General features: G+C 53.2%; 9 protein-coding genes. 7 read left to right on the forward strand and 2 right to left on the reverse strand.

Translation table 11 applies throughout. The features are described 5' to 3' along the window. Nucleotides 1-387: 387 nt before the first annotated feature. From ACE6ED_RS22965 to ACE6ED_RS22975, 3 genes are all read left to right on the forward strand, one after another. Nucleotides 388-1,260 (forward strand): YitT family protein, encoded by an 873-nt coding sequence (locus ACE6ED_RS22965; protein ID WP_410829757.1) that lies wholly within the window; start codon nt 388-390, stop codon nt 1,258-1,260. 173 nt (nt 1,261-1,433) lie between these two features. Then, complete coding sequence (locus ACE6ED_RS22970) at nt 1,434-2,630, forward strand: MFS transporter (protein ID WP_410829758.1); 1,197 nt, start codon at nt 1,434-1,436, stop codon at nt 2,628-2,630. A gap of 37 nt (nt 2,631-2,667) precedes the next feature. Then, on the forward strand, nt 2,668-2,958 hold the full coding sequence (locus tag ACE6ED_RS22975) for a hypothetical protein (protein ID WP_410829759.1): 291 nt from the start codon (nt 2,668-2,670) through the stop codon (nt 2,956-2,958). Nucleotides 2,959-3,153: 195 nt separating this feature from the next. Here ACE6ED_RS22975 and ACE6ED_RS22980 read toward each other — a convergent pair whose 3' ends face one another. Further along, nucleotides 3,154-3,243, reverse strand: coding sequence for a putative holin-like toxin (locus ACE6ED_RS22980; RefSeq protein WP_275262654.1), 90 nt, complete (start codon nt 3,241-3,243; stop codon nt 3,154-3,156). Nucleotides 3,244-3,697: 454 nt separating this feature from the next. Between ACE6ED_RS22980 and ACE6ED_RS22985 the strand changes: the two genes are divergently transcribed. After that, nucleotides 3,698-4,279, forward strand: a complete 582-nt coding sequence (locus ACE6ED_RS22985) for a sigma-70 family RNA polymerase sigma factor (RefSeq protein WP_410829760.1) — start codon at nt 3,698-3,700, stop codon at nt 4,277-4,279. Continuing rightward, entirely contained in the window at nt 4,269-5,135 is an 867-nt protein-coding gene (locus tag ACE6ED_RS22990; RefSeq protein ID WP_410829761.1) for a hypothetical protein, read from the forward strand. Before ACE6ED_RS22985 ends, ACE6ED_RS22990 begins: the two co-directional genes overlap by 11 nt. Before the next feature lie 167 nt (nt 5,136-5,302). Here the strand turns inward: ACE6ED_RS22990 and ACE6ED_RS22995 are convergent, their stop codons facing one another. Continuing rightward, the gene (locus ACE6ED_RS22995) at nt 5,303-5,869 is read right to left on the reverse strand and encodes an O-acetyl-ADP-ribose deacetylase (protein WP_410829762.1); all 567 of its coding nucleotides are present in this window, start codon (nt 5,867-5,869) and stop codon (nt 5,303-5,305) included. 553 nt (nt 5,870-6,422) lie between these two features. Here ACE6ED_RS22995 and ACE6ED_RS23000 point away from each other — a divergent pair. Both ACE6ED_RS23000 and ACE6ED_RS23005 read left to right on the forward strand, forming a co-directional pair. Next, nucleotides 6,423-7,994 carry a limonene hydroxylase gene (locus ACE6ED_RS23000; protein WP_410829763.1) on the forward strand — a complete coding sequence of 524 codons (1,572 nt, stop codon included), beginning with the start codon at nt 6,423-6,425 and terminating at the stop codon, nt 7,992-7,994. A 209-nt stretch (nt 7,995-8,203) separates the two neighbouring features. After that, nucleotides 8,204-9,433 carry an RtcB family protein gene (locus tag ACE6ED_RS23005; protein WP_410829764.1) on the forward strand — a complete coding sequence of 410 codons (1,230 nt, stop codon included), beginning with the start codon at nt 8,204-8,206 and terminating at the stop codon, nt 9,431-9,433. Nucleotides 9,434-9,693: the final 260 nt, after the last annotated feature.

Consider the following 9,693-nt stretch of genomic DNA (forward strand, 5'->3'; position numbering starts at 1 on the left):
CATCCTCCCTTTATTTCACCGGTTGATTCATTTCGTCTGCTTCCCCGCTCTCCGCAAAAAAAATCTGCGAACTTGCACTGCGTTTCCTGAAAAGCTTGGCGCTCCTGCTATGATGTCTCACTACTCCTATCATCTCGTTTCCTGGAAAGCTAAACTGCTGCTATTGTCTCACTTACGCTTTTTTGTGTCTAATTTCGTGCCGGGTCCGCGGATCATACACGAACCTTGTGCCGAACCGTCCCTCACAATGATGGTGCCGTTTACAGAAACAACGGGTTTCCTTAAATAACCTGGAGAATGGTATAATAATCAAACGTGAGATTCATCACATAGCATCGGACCAGCCTTCGATGAAATGAAAAACTTAAAGTGAAACGGGGAAAGTAGATGAAAGAAGCGGCAAAACAGAAATCGAATCCACTGATGAAACTGGGCAGAATCGTAATGATTGTAATCGGAGCGCTAATCGCAGCATATGGACTGGAAGCGGTGTTAATTCCAAACCAGGTCTCGGACGGCGGAGTGACAGGTCTCAGCATCGTAGGCTCCGAGTTGTTTGGTCTACCTTTAGGCGTGCTGATCGGCGTTATCAATATTCCTTTTGTATGGCTCGGATATAAGCAGATTGGCAGAAGTTTTGCCATTAACTCCGTGGTCGGCATTGCCTCCTTGGCCGCCGGTACGGTTCTTATGCATCATGTGCCAACAATTATTCAAGGGGATACGCTGCTGGTTACGGTCGTTGGCGGGATCATTATCGGTTTTGGTATGGGTCTGGCTCTGCGTAACGGCGGGGCGCTGGATGGGATCGATATGCTGGCTGTATTGCTGTCGCGCAAAATCCCCTTTGGCACAAGCGACCTGATCCTGTTCCTTAACGCCTTTGTTTTCATTGTGGTGTCCACCGTGTTTGGCCTGCAGGGGGCGATTTTGTCGGCTATCGCTTATTTCATTGCTTCGAAGGTCATTCACATTGTCGAGGAAGGCTTGAGCGGCTCCAAAACCTTCAAAATTATTACGAAGCAGCCCGAAGTGATGGTGGAAACAATCCGCGACCGTTTGGGCCGCGGGGCTACGTACACGGATGCTTACGGCGGTTATTCCAATGAGCAGTTCAAGGAAATCACCTGCATCATTAACCGGCTCGAAGAGAGCAAGATGAAGGAAATCATCCGGGAAATTGATCCAAATGCGTTTATTGTGGTGTACGATGTAGCCGAGGTGAACGGCGGCAGCTTCAAAAAACACAATATCCATTAACTCGAACTGTACGATAAAACGCCTGATCCAGTGGATCGGGCGTTTTTTTCGAGGGGGCAGGGAAGCAAACACTGGGAGAATGCAGCAAAATATGATTTTTTGCATAAATCCTTCCTGCTTTATTACGCTAAAATTGACCTAATGTTCTGGAGCATACCTAGAGGAGTGAAGGCATGACCTATCAAAAACTCAAAATCCCTATTATTTTGGTATCTTTACCGTACATCTTTTTTGATGTCCTGCTGCCCCTCTATACCAACGAACTGGGTTATTCCACATTTCAGTTCACCCTGCTGGTTTCGATATTTTCGCTGTCACAGCTTATCATGCGACTTCTCCTCGGCAAAATGTCGGACAGATGCAGCCGGCGGTCCGTCTTTATCTCGTCATTGCTGTGTTTTATATTCGCTTATGCCGCTTTTGCTGTCGCGGACAACTTGGCGATTCTGGTGACGGCTAGGGTAATCAACGGTGCGGCCAGCATCCTGCTCACTCTGTCCATCTTCGGGATCATTACCGATGCGGGCGGAAGCTACGCGCAGAGCCTGGGGCGTTATGACAGCAACCGGAATCTCGGCGGATTCATTGGCGTGGGAGTATGCTATTTTATTCTAAGCAGGTTTGAGCTGCTCAGCGGATGGAGCGTTTTGTTTGCCGCCTGCGGAGCGGCCGCTGTGCTGGCTTTGGGATATACGGTTTTTACGCCTAGACCTGTTGAAGAGAAGCGGCCGGTTTCTGCTCCGAGGTCTGCCCTGCCTCCGGAAAAACGCAAAGTTTGGTTCGTGAACATCCTATTCTGCCTGCTGTCCAGTATGATTACCGTGATTTTGATCCCTTATCTGCAGGACGTATTTGAAGCGGATATGCAGGAGATTACGATTGCGTTTCTTTTGCCGATTATCGTGTCCGCGTTTACAGGTCCAATGCTAGGGAAGGTTGGCGACCGTATCGGGTACCGTAAAGCCATCGCTGTATCGGCCTTAATCGCTGCGGGAGCGGCTGCAGCTGCGATTTTTTCGTCGGGAATTATTGTTTTTGCGCTGCTGTGGACGGTGCTGATTATGGCGGACGCCATGCTTGGTTTTGCCTTGGACGCGATGTTTCTCAAAGGGATTCCGGAGCGGCAGGTGGGGGATGCATACGGCAAATATTCCACCGGCGCTTATCTGGGCTTGATCCTCGGACCCGCGCTTGGCGGCTTTTTGTTTGATACCTATGGCAGCGCTGTGCCTTACTTCGTGTTTGCGGGCGGTATGGTATTGTTTATAGGGATAGTGTGGAGTATTTTGCCAAGGGACATGGCTGCGGGGCAGGGGCAGAAGCAGAAGCAGAAGCTGGATGAGACGGTGCTGGATAAGGGGATGCGGTGACATTGCGGAGGGAAGTGTGTAACGAGGAGGGGACGGAGTGAAGAAGCTGACTTTTTTGAGATCTCCTTGGGAGGAACTGGCGGAGCATACGGCAATTTCTCTGCAAAAAGAGCTCCACAAGGAGCTGGGACCGCAGCACCCGCTGTATGGCGCAGCGGCTGTCGCTGTAGCCCGGCGTGACGACAATGATGATGTGCTTTTTTGGATCGGCGAGCTGGAAAAATATGCGGTTGTGCATCTAACTTGGTCCAGTACGAACATCGCCCCGTACCCCAAAACCCTGCTGCTTACGTTGGATGAGTTGAGGGAGTATTGCGGGGAGGGCTGACCCTCTGCATACACGTTTACGTATACGTTTACGTGTACAATTATTGAGGAGGACGTGTTATAATAAACGCAGATTAAGCGTAAGATGCAAAGAGAGCCGTGCTGGTAACACGACTCTCCGAGCAATAGCCGCTTTTAAGGGCGGCGGCTTACAAGGTGGGCTTTTGAGATAGACCGCATCCTTTGACCGGGCGGTCTATTTCTTTTTGAGGTAAGTAAGCAGTGCGAGAATGAACATACCGAACATGAACATTAACGACAGCGCTTGATACACCTCCACAGGCATCACCCCCCTTCCGGGAGATTAGCCGACCGCCCATATCAGCCTTTCTATTGCTGCTGCAATTATATCATGACGCCTCCCCCTGTGGTAGGATAAGGAAATTGGAGGGGCGTAACCTTGGCCTCCGAATCACCCGCTTACCAGATCTTTCGTTCATGAGCAGGTGAGCCGAAAATGGTTGGCAAGTGAACGGAAAGTATAACACTGAAACCTAATTACGAAACGAAGACGCAAGTTCCTCAACTTGGAGGAGCCGCGTCTTTTTTGTGCGCTCAAAAAAGACAGAATATCAACTGCTCTCCGTTAATTGAAGCATGCCTTCATTCGGGGCACCTTTGTTAATGCTTTTGTCAAGTCTCCGTATTAACCTGTGAGAGTGGGTTCATTACAAATTGCGCAATTGGTTTAGCTCTCAAACAAGCAGATGGAAAGCAATTTATAGGGAAGGAGGATGGGAATGGAAGTTATCCAAGGAACAACCGAACCTTACAGGAAACCGGTGCTGCTGCGTGATTCCGTTCTGTCGGCAGAGCGGTTTACACAGCTGTACGACATGTATTATCCGCGTATATACAAATATGTCTGGTATCGAATCAACGACCATTACGCCGCAGAGGATGTATGCAGTCTGGTGTTTGAATCCGTGATAGGGAGGTATTCCAGCTATTCGCAGGACAAAGCCCCGTTCGACGTGTGGCTGTTCGCGATCGCAAGAAACGCCGTTACGGACTATTACCGGGCACAGAAGAAACGCAGCTTTTTTTCGCTGGACTCCATTCTGGACTCGGTTTTCTCCAGGCCGTCTCCCGAAGAACTGGCGATTCGGGAGGATAACAACCGTGCGCTGCTCAAGGCGATGGCTAAGCTGCGGGATAAGGAGCGCAATATCATTGCCATGAAGTATGCAGCCGGACTGAAGCATTCCGAGATTGCCCAGATTATGGGTGTCAGCGAGTCCCAAATTGGTGTCGTGCTGTTCCGGAGTCTAAAGAAACTGCAGAAGATATTACAGGCAGGAGGGTTCAATCATGAACAATAATGAGGAATCGGCTTCTTTTCGGCAGATGATCGAGCTGCTGGAGCAGACTGAACCGGATTACATGGCGGCAAAAGAGCGGGGATATCGTCGTCTGATGGATAAGCTGAATAATGAGTCCGTTTTGCCGCGTTCCAAACAGAATACCGGCTTTACAAGGAGTAACAAAGTATGGAAAGCTGCAGCCGTAGCCAGCGTGGTGATCTGCCTGGTCGGAGTCTTCTCCACAACCTCTTATGCCCATGAAATGCTTCAATCGATCCTGGCCAGGTTTCAAGTGGGGAATTTAGAAATTACGCAGTACGATAAAGAACCTCAGGCACCTTTATCAGCCGCAACATCCTCCGGCACGGCCGGAGAGGGGGGAAGCGCCTCCGGAGTGATCGAGCTGCCCGTTTCTCCCAAGCTGACGATCGATCAGGCGCGCTCGGCGCTGGGACTGAACTTTCCGGCACCCGGCTGGATGGGGGATTACGAGTATGTGAACACCATCCTTCACGGCGATACCATGGCTGAAGTACAGTACATTTCGGGCGACAAAACCATCAATTTCCTGATTTCAAAGGGCGGGGACAATGGGATCGGAACCACGGGCGAGGTGACAACCGAGGAAATCGGCGGAACGACGGTATATCATGCCAATGGTATTGTGATTTGGGAGCAGGAAGAGTATACCGTGGAATTATATTCGCGGGAAGACTTGGACCGTGATACACTTGGCCGAATCATCGGCAGCTTTGCCCTGGGCGACCCGATCGACCAGCATGCACCCCGTACAGGAGAAGCGAACTTGCCGGAAAGAGGAGCGGCCCCTGCTCCGGCACCGGCTCCAGCTCCGGGCAACACAGGAAGAGAATAAATATCTCCTCATGAAAATTCAATTCATTTAAAGCTTCTGTGGCCCGGGCAAAGCCAGGTCAGCATTGTATTGATAAACAGGTTGTTCCTGCCAGGAGCGGCCTGTTTTTTTAGGTGTTAGTGCGAATGACATGCCAAGGCAAAGATTTTAATATTATCCTTCGCCGACTATACTTCCTGCATGTTTATTAAACGCTCTTCATAGATACTGTAATTCTCCTCATCGAAACACACGAACACAACCCGCTCCAAGGTGCGCTGTTCTTCGGGCAGGCTGTGCAGGTAATCTTTCACCGCCTCAAGCGCCGTCTCCGCAGCAAGCGGTTTGGGGAACCGGTAAATGCCTGTGCTGATATTGGGAAAAGCAATGCTGGCCGAGCCGGCTTCCGCCGCCAGTGCAAGCGAGTTTAGATAACAGGACCGCAGCTTGTCCGCCTCGCCGCCGGTTCCGCCGTTCCAGACCGGACCCACGGTGTGAATGACATGGGATACAGGCAGCTTGCCCGCCGTAGTAATCACCGCTTCGCCTACCGCGCATCCGCCCTGTCGCTCTCTAATCTTCATGCACTCCTCCAAAATCGCCTTGCCTCCGGCCCGGTGAATCGCTCCATCTACACCCCCGCCGCCCAGAAGGCTTGTATTTGCGGCATTCACAATGACATCTGCCTGCACTTTGGTGATATCTCCTTGGATCAGCGACACCATTGTTCCGTGAATGGTTACGGTCTTGTCCATGTTTGTTTCTCCTCTCCGTTTCCTGTTTGTTTCTATTGTAGCAGGGGGAAGTCAGCGGTCAAAGGACGCGCAAAAATCGGTCTCGTAATACTTTCGCCATGTTCACGGCCTGCGAAATAAGCGAAGATGAACGTACAAGAACGGCATTTATCGTAAAAATGGGTGTCCGCAGAGGAAACCGTGCCAGCCACTGTAGTTTGTACCCGTCTTACCTAGCTGTCGCATAACGAAGGTTGCCGCAGTAGGAATTCAGGCAGACCAGGCGGACCCGGCAGACAGGAGGGCCAGGGGCCAGACAGACCAGACAGACAGACCGAGCGATCAGGCAGACAGAGCGATTGAGCAGACCAAGTGGACCGAGCGACTGGGCAAACCAAGTGGACCGAGCGACTGGGCAAACCAAGCAGACCAAGCGGACCAGTCGAACCGGTCGCAGCAGTCGAACCAAGCGGGCCATCGAACTCGTCGAACCGGTCGAGGCAGTCGAACTCGTCGAACCAGTCGGGTAGGCGGACCAGGCAGAACCGAACATTGACTAAGGAGGCGCAGCGTAATGGTACTATTTTTTAATCGGGATAAAGAAAATCCTTGGGATGGAAAAGTCTCCCTCTATACATACATCAAAGAGCAGGGGGAGTCTGTAGACGGGACCCTTCCGGACGACGATGAATTTTGGGCTGATAGCAAAATGCGCTGGGTAGCCGGCGGATTGGACGGGGCACTTGGACACCATGCGAGGCCGGGAGAAGCCGAAGAGGAGGCACAGCAGCTGATTACACTGCTCGCCAAGCACAGCCGGAGCCCAAAAGAGACGACCAGACGATTGATTTATAAACGTCTGATTAAGCTGAACGTCGGCAGCCAGATCGACGCGCTGCTGGATGGAATCCGCGGAGCGGACGGCGTGAGCCCGAGTGGTTTGTTCCATGAGGCGGTATGGCTGGCGGAAAATGCGGCGCACCGGAATCCGGTGAAGTTTGGTATCGCGCTGCTGGGGCTTTTTGAAAATGAAGAGGCGAAAGAGCTGCTGCTGACCCTCGGCCGGCACGATGAGTTTACGCTGTACGCCGCGGTTGCCGTTATGAATGGAATGGAGGACAGCAATAGGGTGCTGTTCCAGATGGCGCAGCAAGTGCACGGCTGGGGCAAAATCCATCTCGTCGAGCGGCTGAAACCCGACACGCCGGAGATCAAGGCCTGGCTGTTGCGTTATGGCTGCCGCAACAATGTGATGCATGAATACCTGGCCTATATCTGCGCGGTGAACGGGGAATTGGATCAGGCCCTTGCGGCGGAACGGGTCGACGGCGAGCTGTTTGACGGGGCGGGTGATATACTCGGCGCGCTGCTGGCGGGCGGTCCGGCCGAAGACATCAGTGATTATGAGCAGGGACCGCAGGCGATTGCCCACTACCTGAGACATGCTCGAGGTATGGCCTCTACAGCTGGACATTTGTTGATTACGGCGAATATCCTTGATTTTTTGAATGTGGTTGAAGGAGAAGAAGTTCGGGAAAAACGGCAGGCCCAGGGATGGACGGAGCCGTTGGTTACGCAGTGCAGAGAAGCTTGTGAGGCGATTCTCAGCGATCCGAAGTGGGAGGCAATCATCAGAGCAGCGGTGGAGTCCGGTCAAGGGCCGGGGTTTCATGAAGGGGTGACTGCAGCAAAATACTTGGGCATCGATGTGTGGGATGTGCTGTACGCGCAGCTTGAAGGGAATCCGATTCAGGATTCGCATTATTTTTGGCTGATGGGGGCTGCGGATGCGGACCGGATCGGGAAGCTGGTTGCTTTTGCCGAAGAACGTCTGCCGCTTGAGCGGATCGCCTCCGGACCGGGGGAAGAAATGGGATTTGGCGACGAATTTGCGCCCCATCGCTGCCTGAACGCGATTCTGCAGAGCTTGGACGGGTATGAAGGTGTGGGCCGCCCGCTGATCCTGGCAGGATTGAACAGCCCGGTGATCCGGGACCGGAATATGGCACTGCGGGCGCTGGCAGCATGGGATGCTGACGCTTGGGGAGAGCCAATCGTGCATGCGGTGAACGAACTGTTGGAGAAGGAACCGGAGGAATCGGTGAAGGAGCGGATTCAGCAGCTGAAGGTGGAGAAGGGGCAGTAAAGGCGGCAAGGACCGGGCAGGACTGAAAAGCAGCGATTGGACACGCAGCAATAGGAAGACGACGTGAATGCTAGCTGCAGGAAAAGCCAGCGGCAGTGGGAGGCGGTGACCGACCCCGACCCCGACCCTCACCTTCCCCCCTCACCCTCCACCCTCAACTCTTGCTGTGCTCCAACACGGCACATCAACGAACGGGAGAGGACACAATTATGACTTATCAAACTATAGACGGTGTACGGGTATGGGGAACCCCCGATGTGGGGGCGCTTGGTCAGGCCAAAAGATGCGCGGAGACCGGCAATGCGGTCAGGGCCTTGCTTATGGCCGATCATCACCTCGGCTACAGCCAGCCGATTGGCGGCGTGGTTGCTTACGCCGGCCAGATTTCGCCTTCCGGCGTCGGGTACGATATCGCCTGCGGCAACAAGGCGGTGCAAACCCGGTTAATGGCGGCTGATATCAAGCCCATACTGCCGCGGATGATGGATGAAATTGCCCGCCAGATCTCTTTTGGCGTAGGCCGGGTGAATAATGAAAAGGTTGACCACGAGCTGTTCGACGATCCCGGTTGGGCCGTCTATAAGGAAGCCGTAGGGGGAGGGACATCTACCAAACTGAAGCAGCTGGCCCGCAATCAGCTTGGCACGGTAGGGAGCGGCAATCATTTTGTCGACCTGTTCGAGGAGGCGGAAACCGGCCGGCTGTGGGTTGCCAACCACTTTGGCAGCCGGGGGTTCGGGCATAGGACGGCGAGCGGGTTTATCAACCTCGCGGCGGGCAGAGAGTTTATGGCCGGTGCGCCGGGCGAAAGCATGGATCAGCCGCCGGTGCTGCTCGAGCTGGGAAGCGAGCTGGGCGACATGTACTACCGCGCGATGACCCTGGCGGGACGTTATGCGTATGCGGGGCGGGATTATGTGATGGCTAAGGTGCTGTCCATCTTGGGGACGGAAGCGGACTTCGAGGTGCATAACCATCATAATTTTGCCTGGAAAGAAACGCATGAAGGACAGGATGTAGTGGTGGTCCGTAAAGGAGCAACGCCGTCCGCGCCGGGACAGCTTGGGTTTATCGGCGGCAGCATGGGGGATATCTCGGTAATTGTGCGCGGTAAAGATAGTGAGGAGAACCGGGACGCCTACTACAGCACTGTTCATGGAGCCGGGCGGATTATGAGCCGGACCCAGGCGGCGGGCAAAATGAACTGGAAAACCCGCACAAGAACCGGCGGCCAAATTACGCCTGCGCAGATGCTGGCGGCGGTGCGGAATTATGGCGTGGAGCTGCGCGGCGCCGGGACGGATGAAAGCCCGTTTGTGTACCGCAAGCTTCAGGGGGTGCTGGACGCGCATGCGGAGACGGTCGAGGTACTCCATGTGCTGAAGCCGATTGGCGTCTGCATGGCGGGGGCGGATGAGTTTGATCCGTATAAAGACTAAGGACCTTTTTTAAAGCAAATTTTAAGACAGGGGAAATTAGTAGCTCAACTTTCGCAGCTGGAAAAATGGCTTATACCCTTGAGTGAGTAAGAACAATTCAATAGATTTACTTGTACTTGTACCGATTGGCGGATGGAGGTATTTTGAAGCAGCTGTGCTTTGTCCTCCCCTATAACTTTTTTACGGACTCAGGATACTTTATTTGCTGATTATTCAGCGTTTTGGCAAAGAGACGGACTCAGATTCCCTTATTTACGAGG

It is taken from the genome of Paenibacillus nanchangensis, assembly GCF_046543445.1.
In the GTDB taxonomy this organism is placed as follows: Bacteria; Bacillota; Bacilli; order Paenibacillales; family Paenibacillaceae; genus Paenibacillus_AQ; species Paenibacillus_AQ nanchangensis.